Raw genomic sequence first — 21,762 nt, 5'->3', positions numbered from 1 at the left:
CTCCAAAATTATTAAATAGTTAAAACGTAAATCGAACTTAGTTTATTAATGTTCTTCTGTTGCCATCGCAAGGTACACAACGGTTAGTACCATAAAGATGAAGGCCTGAAGGAACACAATAAGAATGTGGAATAATGCCCATGGAACGCTAAGTGCCCACTGCATCCACCACGGCATCAATGCTATTAGGATGAAAATCATTTCACCTGCGTACATGTTGCCGAACAACCGAAGACCGAGAGAAATTGGTTTTGAAATTAATGTCACTAACTCCAAAACTAAGTTCACCGGGTAAAGCCATGGACTTTCAAAAGGTTGTGTCGTGAGTTCTTTAATAAAACCACTTAATCCTTTTGCTTTTAACGTGTAAATTATGATTAACATAAATACACCAAGCGCCATTGACATCGGTACATTGACATCCGCTGAAGGTAATTCACGGAAATGCTCAAAACCAAGTAGGCGAGCAAGTGCAGGAATAAAATCAACCGGTAATAAGTCAATTGCGTTCATCAAGAAAACCCAAACAAAAATAGTTAGTGCCAATGGCCCAATTAACTTATCTTTGGTTTGAAAAATTTCCTTAACAAGGTCATTTACAAATTCATAAGTGATCTCAATGAAACATTGCAATTTACCAGGAACACCACTGGTTCCTCGTGTAGCAACATATCTAAAGACACCGATAAACAGTAAACCTAACAACCAAACTATGAGCATGGAGTCAATGTTAATGCTCCAAAAACCCTTACCCACAGTGAAGAATGTTAGATGGTGCTCAATATAATCGTGAGCGGTAGTTACTGATTCCACCTTACGTCATCCTAAATTGAGGTTTGTTAAGTATCGGAGTTAAAAAGCACCCTAAAAATGTAACGCTATACGCTAACAACATAATTTTGTTATCAACGGATATAAAACGAACCACCGTTAATATCATTAAAGCGGTATAAACCCATTTAACTAGCGAGTTAAGCTTGGCTAAATATCTGATACTAACGTCTATATTCATCTTCAATTTATATGCCGCACTACCAAGTCCAAGCAATGAAGGAATAACAGCGATCGCCACACCTATAATTGCAGATTTCACACCAAACGAATTATTTGTAATATAAATAAATATTATAAATAAAAATCCAAATATTAATTGGCCGAGTAATATGATTTTTGCTGCAGAAATAATATCGTTACAACCTGAGTCTGCTTTCATATTTAAATCCTCTACACCGTCTGTATCTTAATTATTACGGCTCCTTATTTTGCTTGTATCTATTAAATAAAATATAAAACTATTAATTAATAGCTTATCAATACAATTTCACCCTGAAGCAATGTGAATATTAAATCACTTCAAATTTACCATTCATCTTAATAATAACCCCAAACACCAATCTTATTAATTCTATTAACATAGAACCGCACTAATTAACACTTCTTGTTAATAGTGTTATTTTTCAATACCTTTAAGTCTTAATGTCCGCGGTATAAAATCTACGTGATCAGTTTTACGATAGCTATCAAAATAAATGCAAACAATGATTTCTATTTTTGGCGCTTAATATTGCAACCTAACATTCACATCATAATGTGAATATTACGCATAAATAATCATTAACATATTTTAGCTTATGTTTACATTAAAGAAATATTCACCTTCCTATTAACCTTATACAAAATATTATTTCTCAGTAATTAGATCATTATCATTTCAATATAAATAATTAACACAAATTAAATTATTTACGTAACAAAAAACATTCAAAAAAACACCATTTAGAAATTAAGAAATAATAACCTTTTTATTGAAAGAGCAAAAAATCGTCATAAACAACGGTATAGTTATGCTTTTTTTGTTTATATAAACGCCAAAACTAAAAGCATTATTACCAGCTCAATCCATGGGATTTTTTGCTCATCTTGCTGGGCATGGTTGCCTTGTCTACTCAGGAAAGTTAAAAATGAATATTAGTCGCTTTATTACATGATCGAGAACTATTCATGGTGACGAATATACTCACAAAGAATTCCTATGTGATAGGACGTCACAAAAGGGGATCATTCACTGTCATATTCATAACAACTTCAAATAACGTCCCAATACGCATATTACTAGAAAAGGGTGCCCTAAATGTGCTTCTTCTTATCATTATTCACAAACTGTCTACATTGAAAAAGCAAATACCATTGTTACCAATACTCAGAGATAAGCTATACCAACACACTTCAAAAAATAAACATAACTTGTCTTATTCATAGTATTTTCACTCAACGTGCAGATGCACATTTACGCGGGAGTGGTTGCCAAAAATACGCAAATAATGATTATATAAAAACACAAAAATATTTATCGTTGATGCAAAAAAACTCATGGTAATCGATATAACTATTCATTATTTGAATATCAAAACATGCGAACAAAAAGCATTATTATTTGTAGTATTCATGGTGAGTTATTGCAATTAGCAACCAATCATTTAGTCGGAAATAGGTATCAAAAATGTGCTTTATTACGCAGGGGAAATTCAATAATATTAGTAAAAAACCACCAATTAAGTTATTACAATATTATTAGGCCATTTCAAATGGTAGCCATCGTTATTTTAAAATTTACAATTAATAGCGTTATGAATAACACGGAGTACTAACAAAAAATTTCAATACCTTCTTAGTCCATTCTATTTATATTGAAACAACCGTAATCTAAATCAATCATCTCCGATAGCACTAAAAACGATGTTGGGTAATCAAGCCATTGTCAGTTACACTAACAGCGAATAACTCAATATTTTAAATTAGTCACAAAGACGGCATATAACATGACACAGAAAAATAATCCGCTACACGGCATTACGTTAGAAAAAGTATTGATTGAACTTGTTGAGCATTACGGCTGGAATGAATTAGGGGCACGGATTAACATTCGTTGCTTTAATGATGATCCAAGCATCAAATCTAGCCTCAAGTTCTTACGTAAGACTGAGTGGGCACGTACTAAAGTTGAAAACCTGTATCTTGATATGGTTCGCTAATAAACATAGATAAAAAGCCGCTACATTGACCTTTAAAAACTGACATCTAGCGGCTTGTAACACTACTTACATATTAATCAGTATAAAATTTTTTCATCAAGATTACATTACGCCAAAAGATGTTATGACTATTCATCTGTTAATTACTATGCGCTTTTATTAACCTTGCTTCAGTCACTAAATACAGACTTTTATTCAAACCACATTGCAAAGATAAGCATCCCACCAATATAGGGATGCTTATTAATTGATGGTAAGTTGCTATTTGAAATCAACTAAATTTTGCTGGTAACGTTGAAATTGCTGTTGTACTGCAACTGACGGCGGACCAGTTATTTTACTGACTACCACTACCGCAACAGTAGCGAGTATAAATCCAGGAATAATTTCATATAAGTCAAAAATACCACCCGTTATTTGCTTCCATACCACCACAGTAACAGCCCCAACAATAATGCCCGCTAACGCACCATAACGGTTCATCGATTGCCAATATAAACTGAGCAATAATACTGGACCAAATGCGGCGCCAAACCCGGCCCATGCATAAGAGACCAAGTCTAACACTGAACTATCAGGATTTAACGCCAGCATCAACGCTATAATTGATAATACAATCACAGCAATACGTCCTATCATCACAACCTCTTTACTTGAAGCTTGAGGTCGAAAAACTTGCTTATAAAAATCTTCTGCAAGGGCGGACGATGATACTAATAATTGTGAGTCTGCAGTACTCATTATCGCAGCAAGAATAGCGGCTAATAAAATGCCAGCGACTATCGGGTGAAAAATAGCATTAACCAGTAGCATAAATATCTTTTCACTATCGGCTAACGTCCCCCCAAGTTGCCCATCGACAAAGATAATACCTGTTAGTCCAACAAGTACCGCACCGACCATTGACAATGCAGTCCACACCACAGCAATACGTCGAGCCGTATTAATATCTTTATTAGAACGTGTTGCTTTAAAGCGCGCTAAAATATGCGGTTGGCCGAAATACCCTGCTCCCCACCCCACTAATGAGAGAATTGCAATCCATGATAAAGGCTCACCTTTAACATTACGCCATAAAGTCAATAACTCAGGATTTTTTTCATAAAGCATATCGATTAGATGATGTTGATTTAAATTCATAGCTGCAATAGGCACAATCACTAACGCAGCAGACATCAGTAAACCCTGCGCTAAATCCGTCCATGACACGGCTAAAAAACCACCAAATAAAGTATAAGACACCACACAAACGGTACCAAGAATGACAGCAACGGTGTAATCAAGTCCAAATACAGTCTCAAATAATTTACCGCCGGCAACTAACCCTGCACTGGTATAAAAAAGGAAAAAAAGCAAAATAAAAAATGCGGATAGGGTTTGAATAAGTTTAGATTTATCATCAAATCGTCGCGATAAAAATTCAGGTAATGTTAATGAATTATCCGCAGTAATACTGTAAGTACGCAGACGTTTAGCACAGATTAACCAATTAAGCCACGTCCCCAATAGTAGTCCTCCAGCTAACCATAGCGATTCAATCCCAGCAAGGTAAGCATAACCGGGTAACCCAAGTAATAACCACCCACTCATATCTGATGCTCCGGCTGATAACGCAGCAGGCCATGGCCCAAGAGATCGACCTCCCAGAAAGTAATCACTTGAATTTGCGGTACGCTTATAAGCAATATATCCAATTGCTAACATAGCGATAAGGTAAGCTATAAACGTAGCGGTTATAGCGATGTTATTTTCTATCATTCCTTTATTCCTTTTGAGTAGCCTCTGTTCATTGCAAAGGCCTATTATGATTACTGCATGTAAATCGCATTACACTGTTTAGCCACTTCCTAATTCTAATAAAGTGGCATTTCCTCCTACCGCAGTAATATTAATCGTGCGTGTACTCTCAGTGACAAAGCGTAAGCAATAACGCTGAGCACCAATAACAGGTAATGCCTCATCATCAAGTTCGCTAACTAACTGCGCTAATAATCCTTCTCGCTGTGCTAATTGACGCGCCAGATGCTGTGTCGTTTGCAGATCACCACAATAGGCGACACCCACAGTTTGAGGATGACTAACTAACCCATCAAGTTGAGTAATATTAACCGCCATTATCACATCAGTAGTACACCCTAACAGTTCAAGCTCCTGTTTTATCTGCTGAGCGTATTGCTCATCATCAATACACAGTAATACTGAATTACCACACACTAATGCTGCGGTTAATTGACCCACAATTGCTTCCGCGGTGATCCCTTGCTGCGCTGAAACAATAAACACACCTCGACCACTGCAATACAGCGCATTGGTTTCACCGGTTGGTCCTGGCATTAATTCAGTATCAGCGACATATTGCATTGCATTGGTACATTGGTAGTTCACCATAGCGCCAATATTCATCGGCAACTGCTTTGCCCAACGTTGTAAAATCGCCGCTCGATCAACAAAACCAAGACTATTCCAACGGAGCATCACCACTTCACTGTTATCAATAAATATTTGTAGACTATTTGCTGTTTGCTGCATGACGACTCCTTATTGGTTATTTATTGGTTGAATGCAATCTTGAGTAAAACGGTATAAATAATGTGGCCCACCCGCTTTTGGTCCCGTACCTGATAGTCCCTGACCACCAAAAGGTTGCACCCCGACAGCAGCACCAACTTGATCTCTATTTATATAACAATTACCTACACGTACACGTTGCTCTATATCGAGATAAGTGCGCTCATTGCGACTATGGATCGCCAACGTTAATCCAAATCCAGTGTGGTTTATTTGATCAATTACATGAGATAACTCCTTAGCCTTAAACCGAATCACATGCAAAATAGGACCAAAGTTTTCTTGTTGTAATAACGTAATATCACTGATTTCAATCGCCGTGGGTGGCACAAAATCACCGAACTGACACTCAGTACTTAGCGGCGTTTGTGCAATCAATTTGGCTTGTTTTTTTAGAGTCTCGATATGCGTCAGCAATTTGTCACGTGCAACCCTATCAATAACAGGTCCAACATCAGTACGATGAAGTTCAGGACGCCCGACCTTGATCTCAGCCATTGCCCCTTTAATTAAATCAATCACCCGATCAGCAATATCGGTTTGAACAAAAAGTACTCGCAACGCAGAACAACGTTGGCCAGCAGATGCAAAAGCTGATCGCACCACATCACGTACCACTTGCTCTGGCAATGCTGTACTATCAACAATCATTGCATTTTGTCCTCCCGTTTCTGCAATAAAGGGCACAGGTACACACTCCCTTGCCGCTAGCGCTCGATTAATCACCTGTGCGGTTGGTGTCGACCCCGTAAACACCACGCCTGCAATACGCTCATCAGACAATAATTGCGGGCCAATATCCGCGCCACGTCCTGGCAAAAACTGAATAACGCCAGCAGGGATCCCAGTCTCAAGCAGAAGTTCAATCGCACGATAAGCAATTAATGATGTTTGTTCGGCAGGTTTAGCAACAACGGTATTGCCCGCCGCTAATGCCGCACTAATTTGACCGATAAAAATCGCTAAGGGAAAATTCCATGGACTAATACACACAAATACGCCTCGACCTTGATAGCGTAATTGCTGATCAATGCCACAGTGATTGGTGATCCGTTGCGGTGATTCAAAATGCTGTACCGCTTGCTGGGCATAATAACGACAGAAATCCACCGCCTCTCGTATTTCATCAATCGAATCTTGAATAGTTTTACCTGCTTCACGATGGCATAACGCCACCAATTCATGTTGATGATGTTCTAACTGCTCAGCGAGTAACCATAGATAATGACAACGTACAGAAGCTGCGCTTGCTGACCAATCATTAAAGGCATTTGCAGCCAGTGATATCGCCTCATCTACTTGAACTTCAGTCGCAAACGTTACTTCACCGACAGCCTCTCGTCGATCATGAGGTGCCGTCACTGTTATGATTTCTGCTGTAACACCAGTGGTCGTCATTGGTAACGGCGCAGCCTGCCATTGATAATCAGCAAAAGCAGCTACACCAGCATTGAAAGGCTGCCATTGAGAATCAATATCAATATTGATTGCGGTCGAGTTTCGGCGCTCATTACCAAAGATTTCTGGCGGTAACGGGATCAAATTATTATGTAATGTTTGACGTTTTTCTAAGCTATCAACTGGATGCTCTGTCAGTTCAGCAATAGGGCAATCTGCATCAACTAAACGATGAACAAATGAACTATTGGCACCATTTTCTAATAATCGTCGCACCAAATAAGGCAATAGATCTTTATGGCTCCCCACTGGCGCATAAATACGGATCTGTGCATTGTGCATCGCCATCACATGGTTATACAGCGCATCCCCCATGCCATGTAAGCGTTGAAACTCGTAATGATTATGTGGTGCCATTGCCACTATTGCGCTAACCGTATGTGCATTATGAGTAGCGAACTGTGGGTAAATAACGTCATTAAAGGCTGGCGATAGCAACATTCTTGCACAGGCTAAATATGATGTATCCGTCGCTTCTTTGCGGGTAAATACAGGGTAAGCGCTATATCCCCCTTGTTGACTTAATTTAAGCTCACTATCCCAATAAGCCCCTTTAACCAAGCGCAATGGAATAATATCACCTTGCTGTTTAGCTAACCCAGCCACCCAAGCTAATACAGGTAAAGCACGTTTTGAATAGGCTTGAACCACTATACCAAATCGACCCCAACCACGTATTTGCGGTGACTGATATAACTGTTTAAATAATTTTAATGACAACTCTAATCTATCAACTTCTTCGGCATCAATGGTGATACCGACATTGTGCTCGCGTGCACAGAGTAACAGCGACAATACTGAGTCATACATTTCATTTAAGACTCGCGCTTCGCTCGCAACATCATAACGAGGATGTAATGCTGATAGTTTTATCGATATGGTCGGATTAGGTGAAGCACCATTTGCCCCTTTCTGAACAGAATAGATATCACGTCCGACGGCAACGATAGCTGTTAGGTAATCTTGGTAATACTTACTGGCATCTGTCGCCGTTAATGCCGCTTCTCCCAACATATCAAACGAGTAACTAAAACCTTGTTCACGCTTTGATTTACCATTTTTCATAGCTTCATCAATATCACGCCCCAACACAAACTGATGACCCATGATTTTCATGGCTTGATGCATTGCTTGACGGATCACCGGTTCAGACATTTTAGTCACTAGCCGATTAATCACATCAGACGATGAGTCATTACGTTGCATACCTAATCCAACCACTTTACCCGTGAGCATGAGTCCCCAAGTTGAGGCGTTCACAAATAACGAATCAGAATTTTTAAGATGGGATTTCCAATCAGCAACTGTTAATTTATCTCGAATCAACGCATCCGCTGTCGCTGCATCAGGAATACGCATCAGTGCTTCAGCCAAGCACATAAGCAAAATACCTTCTTTGGTATCTAAGCTATATTCCAATAACAATGCATCTATCATTTGCACTGCATGTTTATCTGCTCTCACGCGTACAATTAATTCAGTAGCTTGTTGCTCAATATCATGACGCTCTTGTACAGAGGGCGTAGCTAATGGCAATAACTGAGCCAGCCACCATGATTCATCGACGGCATAATGGGGTGAAATCAGTGACCATAACCGATCGAGTGGTTGATCAAGAAAAGAAGGCTGAAGAACATCAGCAGCATTAAACATAGCAAATACCTCAATATAATCGGCCATTAAAACATTCTCCACACAGAAAATGTTACGACATTGTTATTTAATGCCGATATTATGCTGATGAGAGATAGTCGTCTTGCTATTTTCTCTGAATTTTTTTAGTCAAACTCTGCTGATTCATAAAATCAGATGCAAACACAGCCTTGGTTATAACATTTAATACGTAACCTCATCAATAATGATACAAAATTGTTAAAATTGACGCTGATAACGCGCCGGAGAAATACCACACAACCGTCTAAATGCCTGAGAAAAACTACTTTGGCCTGCAAAACCACAAATTTGAGCAATATCAGCCAAGGTTAATTTACTCTCTTGCAGTAATTGCTTAGCAAGCTGTAGCCGTTTTTGTAATATATACCGTTGCGGCGTGAAACCTGTTTGTGCTTTAAACGACGCATAAAACTGACTTTCAGATAGAAAAACGATTGCGGCTAATTGTGGCACTGAAATCTTATGGTTAATATTACGTTGAATAAAACCATTAATCATATCAATATCAATGCGTTGGGATAAGTTTGCGCCGCGAGTAATTTTAAAATGACGTTGCAATATACACAATAAAGTCATAGTACATGCTTGCTGTAACAATCCATCATCAGGATTCGCTTTCATCTCAAAAGCCAACAATTGAATCAATTGTTGAGACTGATTATCTAAATTGAAATATCCTGAATGAGAAAACAATTGTGTAATACGTTGCTCCATCTCGTTATTGTGATTAAACCCTCGCGGTAAATTAATCACTAACAATTCATTATCACCCACACCAACAAAGGTATGATCACAATTTGCCATCACTAAGCAGCCAAGTCCTGGGTAGATTAAACTTGTTACCCCATCAATATTAAACTCTGATTGCCCCGATAAACTAATCACAATTTGATGGTGACTATGACGGTGATAACTCGCAGTTTGAGCTAAACTAATTACGGCTGATGGTTGTAACTTCTGCTGCATCATTGCTTCCTTACATAGGGCGGTTTATAACGATGTTTCATTGCATCAAAAATAATCACCTCAATACATTATGACTAAATAGTTACCCACTTTTTTTGTGGATAAAACGAAAAAATATCTCAATATCAATATATTAATAATTTCAACAATAATTATTAATAATACGTATTTAAAACTAACTACCTTCTCGCTACTCATAAAAAAGCCGCACTATAGAAGTGCGGCTGGGATGTTGCACTTAATGTACTTATATGGCACATCAAGTTTGTTACGCTTCGTCACTCATTACGTTGAGCTTGGCGTGTCCGATAACAATGTATGGACCGATATTTTGACGAAGAAGCAAGATTTTTACGGTATTGCTATCCAAATTGTTAACAACTAAGAGTGTTACCTTAGAAGCTTTTACGTATTTCACTTACTGTTACGCGTTGCAACTTGATTGCTATTAATAACGGGTTGAATAGGTCTACTAATAACAACCGGAACCTGAATCCCTAAGTTAGATGAAAACAGCTTGTTTCCTCCGTAAGCTCGATAATATATCTCAGTTCAGGTTAATTAAACTATGGTAGATAAATCGAGAATAGGCAAATTTAAAGATGTGATCTTTATCAAAAATGACCAAAAATAGGCACTTACTTTTATATTTATAATAATAATCAACACCCTATAACTTGAAAATAAACATCTACAGTTACACGCTAAATCTTCATTTAAATAATTATTTATTTTTAATGCTCTTTAAACATTATCATTTGTATTATTTTTCTAGTTTAAAATAAAAATAAGAAAACAGATCCACCTGTAACCAATTAATAATAACAATTTATACTATTTCTAATAAATTATTATTATTTTATTGATTTCTATAAAAACACAATCATAATGAATGGCGATAAATAACCTTCTACTACCATATCAAAAATGCAACCAAAGATTTCACTATAAATATTAAAAAACGTGATCTAACTTTGAGATTTAAAATTCCATAAAAAAACTAGGAAAAATTCTTAATCCATTTGCCTGTATCATCGGTATGGTCTCGCCATAGTGATTTGTCTTACCAGTACAAATCTGATTTAAGCCCTAACGAGATTCAATCGATGGAATTATCAATACTTCAACGAGTCCGCAAGCCTACGCTTGACCTATCGCCAAAAGAACGTCGTAAACTATGGTTTTCTCCTTTTCTAAAGTCCTATTTAGTCGTTTTCGTTAGTTATATGGCCATGTATTTGGTCCGTAAAAACTTCAATATAGCTCAGAATGATATGATTTCTGACTATGGCATGAGTTTAACCCAGCTTGGTACTATCGGTCTTGGTTTTTCAATTACTTATGGTGTTGGTAAGACCATTTTAAACTACTGGTCTGGCGGTAAGAATGCGAAAAACATTCTTCCTCTAGGTCTACTATTATCAGGTTTTTGTATTCTTGGTATGGGCTTAGTCATGGGACCAAGTTCTAGCCAATTTATTATGATGACCATCCTATATGCGGCTTCAGGCTTCTTTCAATCAGGCGGTGGTTCAAACTCAGTAGTAACGATTACTAACTGGACACCACGTAATCGTCGTGGCCTAGGTGTTGGCTTCTGGAACATTTCACATAACGCAGGTGGCGCATTAGCAGCCGCTGTAGCGATGTTTGGTGCAGATTACTTCTTTGGTGGTGACGTAAAAGGGATGTTTATCTTCCCAGCTGTGATCGCTATCATTATTGCACTCATCGGCTTCTTTATGGGTAATGATAGCCCTGAAGCTTATGGCTTGGGTACTGTAGAAGAAATCTTTGAAGAGCCTGTTTCAGAAGAAGATAATGCAGTTATAGAAAACAAATTGACTAAAATGGAAATTTTTAAGAAATATGTTCTCTTTAATAAAGTTATCTGGATCCTTTGTTTTGCTAACGTCTTTCTTTACATCGTACGTAGTGGTATTGACCAGTGGTCAACCGTTTACGCACACCAAATTTTAGGTTTCTCTAAAGACGTTGCAAACTCTGGTTTTACCATGTTTGAAGTCGGTGCATTAGTCGGCACTTGTTTATGGGGTCTATTATCAGATTTATTTAATGGTCGCCGTGGTGCTGTATCTTGTTTTGCTCTAGTTTGTATTGTATTTACACTAGGTTACTACCAACACGCAGACTCAATTTTTGCTTATAAAGCATCTCTATTTGCATTAGGTTTCTTAGTATTTGCACCTCAACTACTTATTGGTGTTGCAGCAATCGGTTTTGTACCTAAACAAGGTCTAGCTGCAGCTGATGGTGTTAAAGGCACGTTTGCTTACCTAATTGGTGACTCATTTGCAAAAATTGGTCTTGGTTACATTGCAGAAGGTAACCCTTTCTTTGGCCTTGATGGTTGGACTGGTACCTTTGCAGCCATTAAAGCAGCTGCAATTGCTTGTTGTGTATTAATGGCAGTTATCGCTTTATTTGAAGAGATTAAAATCCGTAAATTAAAACAACAATCAGTAGTACATTAATATATTTAATATACACCAAAGCATATTAAATAATTATATAATCTATTTTTAATTTAACGATATATTCTGAATTAAAGATATTTACCACCGATACCAGAAAATAATTAAAACTGGATAAATATCGGTGGTAATTAGGTCATACAAAAAATTATAGAATAAACCACTAAATAATTTAAATTATTTTTATCTTCAGCAATAAAGGCTGAACGCTGATTTTTGTGATAAAAATTAAGCATTAGATGATTCAATACTCATCTGAAGTACATCTTCACCAGCAACAGCAAAATGTAGTTCAATCCCCCCTTTTGAGGTTATATTTTTTATTAACTTAATATCATGTTGACTATATTGCTTTAAAACAAGCTCGTGAAGCTCAGAAATTAATTTCTCTTTATCCACTACGGTTGCTTTTTTCTTGCTTTCAAACCACATAAAAACATTTCACATACTGATTATAAACACAGTGATAATAAACCAGAATGATGGTTTACAAAAGCATATAACCACCACCAAACATTAAGTAGTTCACAAATACAATGATAAAAAATAACATTTGAGTCATTTGTGGGTCATTTGCCTACGATCATGATTTTTGAGATCATCATACTTATCTTAAATACACTTCGTCATAACGCCCCCTACAGAGTAATTTTAGATTGCTTACTTCATTTACAGCAGGATTAATACGTTCAATTGCTTGTTGAGGATGAAGAACATATAGCGCTAGATACTCAGCTCCCATCAGTAGCTGTTTGTTGCTCGAAATAATGGTCAGCCAGTTGCACAATAAGAACAAATTGATTTCAATTCATCATTGCTAATATTTGTAGTTTACAAAATAAAACGGCTTTGAGCATATGCCCAAAGCCGTTTTCCTGTTCACTATATTCTGCGTTCCACTTCAGAATATCACCTTAGCGTTCCGTCTAAGGTGGTTTGCAACTACTTATGCGTCAGCATTTAGCAGTGCTAGCGATTGCTGTGCAATCACAAACTCTTCATTGGTCGGAATCACCATTGCTAATGGTGTATTTTCCTGACTAATAATACCTTCAGCGCCAAAACGTGCAGCTTCATTACCAGCAACGTCTTCACGGTATCCAAAAATTTTCAATAAACGCATAATTTCACGGCGTACAGGTAAAGAGTTTTCACCAATACCACCAGTAAAGATAATGCCATCTAATTCATCTAATGCAACCATGTATGAAGCAATGTATTTTGCCGCACGGTAACAGAAAACTTCAAACGCAAGTTTAGCGTCATGATTACCCGCTTCCATCGCTTCAATAATACCACGACAATCGCTGGTTAAACCTGAAACCCCTAAGAAACCAGAGTTACTCACTAGTTCTTCATGTAAACGCTCTTGCGTCCAACCTTTCTTCAATAAATACTCAAGAATACTTGGATCAATATCACCACAACGCGTTCCCATCATAAGACCAGCAAGCGGGGTGAAACCCATTGAAGTATCAATACTCTCACCATTTTTAACCACACATACAGATGCGCCATTACCAAGGTGAACTGAAATAAAGCTTGATGCTTCAACAGGTTTATTAATACGTTTTGCTGCTTCACGAGTAACGTAATAATGGCTTGTACCGTGTGCACCATAACGACGAATATTATATTGCTGACACACTTCTTTAGAAATTGCATAGGTGTATGCTTTTTCTGGCATTGTCTGGTGGAAAGCAGTATCAAACACAGCAAACTGTGATAATGTTGGAAAAGCTTTTGCTGCTGCACGCATACCTAGTACATGAGCCGGATTATGTAACGGAGCTAAATCGCTCAACGCTTCAATATCAGCCATAACTTGTTCATCAACATGAACAGTACAATTAAACTTAGTCCCGCCATGCACAACACGGTGTCCAATTGTCACAATGTCGTCTTTCATACCAAGTTCATCAACTAAAGAAACAATACGATCAATTGCTTGTTGGTGATGACCGTCAAGGCCATTGAGTTTAAATTCTTGCTTCTCACCGTTCACTTTCCAACTAACAACGGCTTCAGGAAGATTAAAACATTCACCAAGACCACTTAACGTAGCTTCACCGGTTACCGTATCAATCAATGCAAATTTAAGTGAAGAACTACCAGAATTGATTACAAGAACTAAAGAATTGCTCATGGTTATCTCATCAGAATATTTAAGGGCGAATTTCGGATTTATTAACAACATCCAGTTTTATAGTTACTCAGTTCAATGCGTAATAATCATTCAACTCAGTAAGTATCTTACAGCCCATACTACTCAATTTTTTTTTAATGTCTCAACTTTTGTTTCATAAACCACTTAAAAATTTAAATTTTACTGGTTTAGATCAATTTAAAGACTGAAAATCGATTTAATTCGCATAAATCCGCACCATTTAATCAAATTAAGTTGAATGTCACATATGAATTTTTTCATATTCTAAGCGCTTACTAACACTAATATGCGACATATCAATCAAAAAGTTCAAATAAACACCAAATTTAACAACATTATTTCAACTGAAAGAGTGTATAGACTTAATAAAAATAATGTTATCAGTTATGCATTCTTGCAGCGAATACTAAATAGTAAGAAAACATTACTGTTCACAAACAAATTCGCTTTTTTATAATAAATAACAAATTATTCATCTACTGATGGCTTATCCATTGTTATATAATAGGTATATAGACGATCAATATCAGCACTGCACATAATCGCCATTGCTGTTTTTAATTGTGCCTGTGACCAATTCCACCATTGCATTTCAAGTAACTGTTTTATCTGTGATGATGTAAATCGTTTTTTAACACATCGCCCAGGATTACCAACAACAATCGAATACGGTTCGACATCTTTAGTGATCACAGCTCGCGTTCCAATCACCGCACCATCGCCAATAGTAACACCCGGCATAATCACACATTCAGCGCCTAACCAAACATCATTACCAATGATAGTATTTCCTGCTCGTTCAAAGCCACTTTTTACCCCATCACCAAATTCTGCAAAATCAAATGGAAATGATGAGATCCAATCATGTCGATGACCTTGATTCCCAGCCATCATAATAACAACCCCACTGGCAATTGAACAAAAACGGCCAATAATAAGCTTATCGACTTCACCAAAAATACCCGATTTCCATACTTCATTACTTGATTTATCCCCTAGCAAATAATGAACGCATTGATCTTCAAAATGACGTTGATGGTAGTAACCTGAATAATAACTATAATCACCCACTTCTATATTAGGATTAGTAATATGTTGCTTAATTTCATAACCACCAATCCAAGATGGAAAAATACTCACCGCCATATCTATCTCCTTGATACTCAACATTCACCACAAAACAGCATATTATAGATAAAATTCTCATCATAACGGATTAGCTATGACACTTAATCATTTACACAATGCTTACTTAGGTGAGCTTTATGGTATTAGTTTTTTTACCACATTTATTGAACAGTATAGTGACCCTCGCCATAACAACAAATGGCAGGCTTTATTAGAGGTTGAAATTATAACAGCTAAAGAACTGAAACTTGCATTAATACCTTTAGGCATAACATGTCCAGATTACGATCAAAAGATGGCACAACAAGGTATAGAGGATGCTAATAAATGGATTCACCTGCCGTGGACGGCACTCATTGATACGATGGTTGTTTGGGTTGCCCCTTACCAGCAACGCTATCAACAGCAAGCAGATAATGCTCAACAATACCACGAATTATTTAATTTAATTGCTGACCATGAAAATGCTATTTATGATTTTTTAGTTGCAGAACAAGCTCATTCACCGAATAGCCTACAAATATTACAGCACTTTATTGATAGTCATACGCTATAACGAGAACATAATTTGCTATACGGTAAATAACAGAGACTCAATTATTTAATCGTTACTTGATAGCTGACGTGAGCCGTAACACCAGCCTCAAGCTTGCCAGATAATTGCCAAATAATGCCGCCTTGATATCCATAATCATTAACACCATCAGGTGTCGAGATTTGGCAACTTAGCGCAGACGGTAAGTTGCCATCATTGCAATCAATAGCAGTAGCTAAAGCGGTAAAATGAGGGACAGAAGCAGAAATATTAATATTAGAAATAGCACTATAGGTACTGTTAGCGACATAAATATTGTATTCAATTACATCACCAGGCTTGGCATCAATCAATGTTGATGCTTCACTCTGCTGCGTAATATTGGTAACGGTTTTTGTTAAAAATACATCATGAGAAGTTGATGCTAAGGCAGTATAACTGGTTATATTTAATATAAAAAAAACAGAAAAATCACGTAGATACTTCAACATAATTTTGCCTCTTATTTTCTTAAATAACAAATTTATTACTTATGATTTTATTGTCTCATTAGTCATTCATTGTCTTATTTTTAAGAAAAAGCTCATAACCTCAGCAACAGAACGATGATCAAGATAGGATTTTTTACGGAGAATGTTACTTCAATTAAAATAACCCATTCAATATATGATTAATACATTGTAAAACAGTCATTTATTGACACTAGCGCCACATAAACATAATAATAAATCTTTAATAAACAATACGTTAAAAAAAACAAACACAATCTTCCTTCAAAATACTTATCAAAGCCTTGATCATCGTTCCATTCACGGAGAAGAAGGATTATTGCCCTCTGGTGAAATAAAAGATAAAGTCAATTATGTATAATTATTCATTTTTATTAGTGTAAATAAATTAAAAAGTATTGATTTTTCCTAATATTTTAATTTAATCAATAGGCCGAGGTATATAGTGAATGAAACCAAACATATATGTGATTTTATAAAAAGTAATTATTTATTAACGCTATGCACAAATAGCCCGTCTGATTTATGGTGTGCTCATTGTTATTATATTTTTGATTCAAATAAAATGTCTCTATTTATTATGACAAGTGAAGAAAGCCATCACAGTCAATTAATGATACTAAATAAGAATATCGTTGGCACAATAGCACCTCAGCCAAAGAATATAATTGATATAAAAGGTATCCAATTTAAAGGTTATATAGAAAAACTAACAAATAAAGAAGAAAAGCGAGCAAAGAATCTTTATTACAATATTTTTCCTACGGCAAAATTTATTTCAGCACCAATTTGGGAAATAAAATTGACGATGCTAAAGATGACAGATAATAGTCTAGGCTTTGGTAAAAAGCTCATTTGGCCTCCTCAAATGACTTAAATAACATACAATCACGAACACATATCAATACAATTGACAAATGTCAACGGGTGATTTCCCCCCTATTTTGTTATCAACGGCTTAGATATAGTTGCCACATTAGTATTTCACCCAACACTGGGGAGGTATTAATAATTATCCGTAAGGATAAAGTCGATAAGGGTTGTAATATAAAATTACAATACTTATTGATTATCTCTTCTACACGTCGTACAGGATTATACTCTTAGGAGTCAACGTCTTGTTTTTGCCGATCTCTATGATCGGCTTTTTTTATTCAATAAATTTTCGCTTATAAATTGAGCATTACATACTATATAGATTTACCCAATGTAATAAACTCATTACAATTAGCGAAAATTACTATTAATAATAGACATAAAGCTCATAAGAAATGGACACTCACAGTACTCACCCCTCATTAGATATATTAAACCAATTACCTGGTTGTTGGGGTTGTAAAGATATAAATTCAGTTTTTGTTTATGTAAATGAGGAATACTCCAAAATCATAGGATTTAAAAACCCACTTGATTGTATTGGCTTCACGGATTTTGATATCCCACATTTAAGCGCTAAATATGCATATATCTTTCAGCAACAAGACTTGCAAGTAATGACGACCGAAAAACGGTTACGCATTCTTGATATACATCCTTATGCGGATGGGTCTTGGCGAGCACATTTATTTACAAAAACGGCATGGCGAGACAATAATAATAAAATTATTGGTACCATTTTCTCAGGCATAGAACTAAAAGATACATCTCTACTTGAAATTGGACATTGGCTCTGTCGAACTGACGCGATTAAGCAGCAAGAAAAAAGTCATCATTTCAATCATCACCCTGTAAATATTTTATTGAATACCCGCGAATCAGAAGTGTTGTTTTTACTGCTATACGGTAAGAAACCACAATATATCTCTAAAACATTACAATTAGCCGTAAAAACAGTAGAAAACTATGTTGTTCGCCTACGAGATAAATTCAATGCTAATTCAAAAGGTGAGTTAATTGAATTAGCGCTTGATGCTGGCTTTGGTTCTCATATTCCAGAAAGTATGTTGAAGACACAACAATCTATCATATTACGTGAATATTAATAAAATTAGCAGTGTATAGATTACTCTGCTAATTCATTAGCTTATGGCGCTAAACGTTCAATATTCCAATCATTATCTTGATGACGTGAATATATAAAACGGTCATGTAAACGATGTTTACCACCTTGCCAAAATTCAATTGTTTGGAATTTAACTCTATATCCGCCCCAGAAACTAGGAAGGGGTACTTCCCCCGCCGAAAATTTCTGCTTTAATTCAAAAAACTTACCTTCTAAAGCCTGCCGTGCAGACAAGCGAGAGCTTTGTTTACTCGCCCAAGCGGCTATTTGACTTTCTTTTGGACGACTTGAAAAATACTTCATTACTTCAAGTGTTGATAGTTGCTCTACATAGCCAGTAACGTGGACTTGGCGATCAAGTATATGCCAGGGAAAATGTAAACTGATTCTATTATTTAGATGCAATTGTTCAGCCTTACGGCTACTTAAATTTGTATAGAAAATAAAACCTTCATTATCGACATCTTTTAATAAAACAATCCGTTGAAATGGTTGACCGTCAGCATTTACCGTCGCAATCGTCATTGCAGTCGGATCCGGCAAGTTGGCAACAACAGCTTGTTGAAGCCACTTATTAAATAAATCGAGGGGGTCAGTGGGTAAATCATCGCGACGTAAACCACCTTTGGTATATTCTCGGCGAATATCACTTAAGTCCATTTTCTCTCTCCTACTTTAAAATACTTAATAATAAATCGTTACGTCATCATAAATAATTGAACAAAAAATACTTCTAGATTGCAAACGGATATTTATTGCATAAAGAAATAGACACATTTAGCGAAAAAGAACTTTAGTTGACAAACAATCAACTGCATATCGTTTAGTTTTGATAAATTATATCAAATAGATATCTTCTTATTCAGCATCTCTTTATCAACTGTTTACTCGCTGAGTGCTGCACTTAACTTTTTTTTGGTGCTCAAATTATGACACTTTTCAAACGACAAGTTATTAGCCTAACCGTGTTAGTTTGCTCAGTTGTTAGCGCAGTGACTGCACAACAACTTTATTCAAGCTATTCCACATTAAAACATCAACATATCGTCGCATCACAAACAGATATTAATAGAGCCTTAGTTATACTACCTCAAGCTCTTACAAAGCTAAATGTTCCAATGATGTCAAATACTCAAGAGAAAAAATTATTAGCCATTGTTAATCATCTGTTTTCAAATGATAGCTATAGCCAAATAAACCTGACATCTGCCGATGCGCGCCAACTTATCCGTCAAGATAACGTTATATCGCCGATTCATTCACCAGCTTGGTTTCAATATATTTTTACGATTCCATCCCATACGGAACAACGAATAATTGAGCATGAAAAGCAATCGCTTGGTTTATTAACAATAACAGTACAACCCATACTTAATTACCAACAATTATGGCAAATAAGCACGCGAACCGTACTATCAAATATACTGATTGCGCTTATCTCAAGTTTGTTAGTTTATGTTATTTGTTTAAAGAACTTCTCGGCATTAGCTCGGTTAACAGCCCGCGCTAAAACAATAGATAATTTAAATCAAGCACCACTATCAATACCAAATGAATCAGATTTAGCCATTATTGTGCGATCTTTTAATAAAATTTGTTATCAATTAGACACAAACTTTAAAAACCAAGCAGATGAAGCAATGAAATTAAGGCAACAAGCTTATCTTGATACTATTTCAGGGCTTGGGAACCGTAGCTTTTTTATTCATCAACTCAGTTCATGGCTGAATGAATCACATAAAGGTGGTTTAGGATTAATTCAAACAGATTTAATTAATGAGTGCTATCAGAATGAAGGTTTCAAACAAGGTGATGAATTAGTCAAAACAATAGCAACACGATTAAATGAAGTTTTAATCTTTAACGATGCAACACTTGCTCGCTTATCTAAAGATGAATTTGCAGTTCTTATCCCTAATATATCCATTGAAAAACTTACGCTTTATAGTAAATCATTAATAAACGTCTTTAATGACTTAAGTACTAACACCATTAATGACAATGTAGCTATTGGTTTAGTCTTCAATAACAACAAAAGTACGCCAAGTCAGATATTAACCCAGCTAGATAATGCATTAACTCAAGCCAAAATAATGCCTCATGAATCAGTGGCAATAATCAAAGATATAAATAATCAAACCACACTAGGTAAGCAACAATGGAAAGCATTACTTGAAGAAGCCATCAGTGAAGACTTATTTACTTACAAATATCAACCAGCCACCCTATCAAATGGTATCAATTATCATTATGAAGTATTTACCGCCATTAAGAAAAACAATAACTACTATTCAGCAGGTATGTTCTTAGGTGCGATAGAAGACTTAAAAATAGGTAGTTGGTTTGACAGACACGTTATTGTTACGATCATAAATAAATTAAATGCCGATAGGACAAGTGGTCCTTTCGCCATAAATATCACCAACAGCTGTATTAACGATCCAAGCTTTATTCGATGGTTAGATAATTTATTACAAAAAAACACATTACTCAGCTCTCGGTTATTTTTTGAAATTCAAGAAATAAGCTGTATCAGGCATACAGATGCGGCTGGTATTTTATGCTCTATTATTCGTAAATACGGGTTTGGTTTTGGTATTGATAACTATGGTCGTAATTTTCAATCTTTAACCTACCTCAAAGAGTTACAACCTAATTACGTAAAAATCGATTACGTCTACACCCACCAACTGAATGATCAAACTAAATCAACGGTATTATCTTCAATTTGTAGAACTGCACACAGTCTTAATATTAAAGTGATCGCAACACGAGTAGAAACAGAAACTCAATTAGAGCGGCTATCTGAATTATTTGTTGGAGGCTATCAAGGATTTATCACGGATAAACACACTCAACCTGCATAAATCATTTACACTGTAAATTCAAACCACAGATGAAGTCTATTTACACTGTAAATAGACTTTTTCTTTTATCACTTTACAGTGTAAATTCCAATTTCACCTCAGACAAAAAACTATCCTCCTGGTGTATTTACAGTGTAAATGATTCCCCCCCCCAATGCACCAATAAGCAATTTGCTGCATGTTATATTTTTCTATATACTTTTTATTTATTATCCCAACTCCCCTTATTGTTAGCTATGGTTGTTAGCTATGGCTGTTAGCTATGGTTGTTAGCTATGGTTGTTAGCTATGGTTGTTAGCTATGGTTGTTAGCTATGGTTGTTAGCTATGGTTGTTAGCTATGGTTGTTAGCTATGGTTGT

18 protein-coding genes are annotated in these 21,762 nt (G+C 36.2%); 7 read left to right on the top strand and 11 right to left on the bottom strand.

The genetic code is table 11. The features are described 5' to 3' along the window. Positions 1 to 45: 45 nt before the first annotated feature. Entirely contained in the window at positions 46 to 813 is a 768-nt protein-coding gene (atpB, locus tag Q0V26_RS14815; RefSeq protein WP_297483133.1) for a F0F1 ATP synthase subunit A, read from the bottom strand. Position 814: 1 nt separating this feature from the next. Next, positions 815 to 1,213: an ATP synthase subunit I gene (locus Q0V26_RS14810; protein ID WP_297483131.1), complete on the bottom strand. Its 399-nt coding sequence runs from the start codon at positions 1,211 to 1,213 to the stop codon at positions 815 to 817. Positions 1,214 to 2,819: 1,606 nt separating this feature from the next. Here Q0V26_RS14810 and Q0V26_RS14805 point away from each other — a divergent pair. Then, entirely contained in the window at positions 2,820 to 3,032 is a 213-nt protein-coding gene (locus Q0V26_RS14805; protein ID WP_065167185.1) for a VF530 family protein, read from the top strand. Positions 3,033 to 3,293: 261 nt separating this feature from the next. On the opposite strand, the gene putP is transcribed toward Q0V26_RS14805, so the two are convergent. From putP to Q0V26_RS14785, 4 genes are all read right to left on the bottom strand, one after another. Continuing rightward, a complete protein-coding gene (gene putP / locus Q0V26_RS14800) occupies positions 3,294 to 4,790 on the bottom strand; it encodes a sodium/proline symporter PutP (RefSeq protein ID WP_297483125.1) in 1,497 nt (498 codons plus the stop codon). A 78-nt stretch (positions 4,791 to 4,868) separates the two neighbouring features. Continuing rightward, positions 4,869 to 5,561, bottom strand: a complete 693-nt coding sequence (locus Q0V26_RS14795) for a proline dehydrogenase (RefSeq protein WP_297483123.1) — start codon at positions 5,559 to 5,561, stop codon at positions 4,869 to 4,871. A gap of 9 nt (positions 5,562 to 5,570) precedes the next feature. Beyond that, positions 5,571 to 8,711, bottom strand: coding sequence for a bifunctional proline dehydrogenase/L-glutamate gamma-semialdehyde dehydrogenase PutA (gene putA / locus Q0V26_RS14790; RefSeq protein WP_297483162.1), 3,141 nt, complete (start codon positions 8,709 to 8,711; stop codon positions 5,571 to 5,573). Between the two features lie 219 nt (positions 8,712 to 8,930). Next, positions 8,931 to 9,698 (bottom strand): AraC family transcriptional regulator, encoded by a 768-nt coding sequence (locus Q0V26_RS14785; RefSeq protein WP_297483121.1) that lies wholly within the window; start codon positions 9,696 to 9,698, stop codon positions 8,931 to 8,933. A gap of 229 nt (positions 9,699 to 9,927) precedes the next feature. On the opposite strand from Q0V26_RS14785, the gene Q0V26_RS14780 reads away from it, so the two are divergent. Both Q0V26_RS14780 and uhpT read left to right on the top strand, forming a co-directional pair. Then, a complete protein-coding gene (locus Q0V26_RS14780) occupies positions 9,928 to 10,083 on the top strand; it encodes a hypothetical protein (RefSeq protein WP_297483118.1) in 156 nt (51 codons plus the stop codon). 721 nt (positions 10,084 to 10,804) lie between these two features. Further along, on the top strand, positions 10,805 to 12,193 hold the full coding sequence (gene uhpT / locus Q0V26_RS14775) for a hexose-6-phosphate:phosphate antiporter (protein ID WP_297483115.1): 1,389 nt from the start codon (positions 10,805 to 10,807) through the stop codon (positions 12,191 to 12,193). 228 nt (positions 12,194 to 12,421) lie between these two features. Here the strand turns inward: uhpT and Q0V26_RS14770 are convergent, their stop codons facing one another. The 3 genes from Q0V26_RS14770 to Q0V26_RS14760 all read right to left on the bottom strand — a co-directional run bounded on the left by Q0V26_RS14770 (position 12,422) and on the right by Q0V26_RS14760 (position 15,506). Beyond that, positions 12,422 to 12,625 carry a hypothetical protein gene (locus Q0V26_RS14770; RefSeq protein WP_297483112.1) on the bottom strand — a complete coding sequence of 68 codons (204 nt, stop codon included), beginning with the start codon at positions 12,623 to 12,625 and terminating at the stop codon, positions 12,422 to 12,424. A gap of 514 nt (positions 12,626 to 13,139) precedes the next feature. Continuing rightward, the gene (locus Q0V26_RS14765; protein WP_297483109.1) at positions 13,140 to 14,339 is read right to left on the bottom strand and encodes an acetate/propionate family kinase; all 1,200 of its coding nucleotides are present in this window, start codon (positions 14,337 to 14,339) and stop codon (positions 13,140 to 13,142) included. A 489-nt stretch (positions 14,340 to 14,828) separates the two neighbouring features. After that, the gene (locus Q0V26_RS14760; RefSeq protein WP_297483106.1) at positions 14,829 to 15,506 is read right to left on the bottom strand and encodes a CatB-related O-acetyltransferase; all 678 of its coding nucleotides are present in this window, start codon (positions 15,504 to 15,506) and stop codon (positions 14,829 to 14,831) included. 76 nt (positions 15,507 to 15,582) lie between these two features. Here Q0V26_RS14760 and Q0V26_RS14755 point away from each other — a divergent pair, with 76 nt between their 5' ends. After that, positions 15,583 to 16,044, top strand: a complete 462-nt coding sequence (locus Q0V26_RS14755) for a hypothetical protein (RefSeq protein ID WP_297483103.1) — start codon at positions 15,583 to 15,585, stop codon at positions 16,042 to 16,044. Positions 16,045 to 16,085: 41 nt separating this feature from the next. Here the strand turns inward: Q0V26_RS14755 and Q0V26_RS14750 are convergent, their stop codons facing one another. After that, complete coding sequence (locus tag Q0V26_RS14750) at positions 16,086 to 16,514, bottom strand: DUF11 domain-containing protein (protein WP_297483102.1); 429 nt, start codon at positions 16,512 to 16,514, stop codon at positions 16,086 to 16,088. A 463-nt stretch (positions 16,515 to 16,977) separates the two neighbouring features. On the opposite strand from Q0V26_RS14750, the gene Q0V26_RS14745 reads away from it, so the two are divergent. After that, entirely contained in the window at positions 16,978 to 17,409 is a 432-nt protein-coding gene (locus Q0V26_RS14745) for a YhbP family protein (RefSeq protein ID WP_297483099.1), read from the top strand. Between the two features lie 394 nt (positions 17,410 to 17,803). Beyond that, the gene (locus tag Q0V26_RS14740) at positions 17,804 to 18,514 is read left to right on the top strand and encodes a helix-turn-helix transcriptional regulator (RefSeq protein WP_080155413.1); all 711 of its coding nucleotides are present in this window, start codon (positions 17,804 to 17,806) and stop codon (positions 18,512 to 18,514) included. A gap of 41 nt (positions 18,515 to 18,555) precedes the next feature. Here the strand turns inward: Q0V26_RS14740 and pdxH are convergent, their stop codons facing one another. Then, positions 18,556 to 19,194 carry a pyridoxamine 5'-phosphate oxidase gene (gene pdxH / locus Q0V26_RS14735; RefSeq protein WP_297483094.1) on the bottom strand — a complete coding sequence of 213 codons (639 nt, stop codon included), beginning with the start codon at positions 19,192 to 19,194 and terminating at the stop codon, positions 18,556 to 18,558. A gap of 269 nt (positions 19,195 to 19,463) precedes the next feature. Between pdxH and Q0V26_RS14730 the strand changes: the two genes are divergently transcribed. Further along, a complete protein-coding gene (locus Q0V26_RS14730; RefSeq protein WP_107275974.1) occupies positions 19,464 to 21,401 on the top strand; it encodes an EAL domain-containing protein in 1,938 nt (645 codons plus the stop codon). Positions 21,402 to 21,762: the final 361 nt, after the last annotated feature.

It is taken from the genome of uncultured Photobacterium sp., assembly GCF_947039875.1.
Classification (GTDB): Bacteria; Pseudomonadota; Gammaproteobacteria; order Enterobacterales; family Vibrionaceae; genus Photobacterium.
The sequence above is the reverse complement of the archived record's forward strand: the minus strand, read 5'-3'. Positions and strand labels throughout refer to the sequence as shown.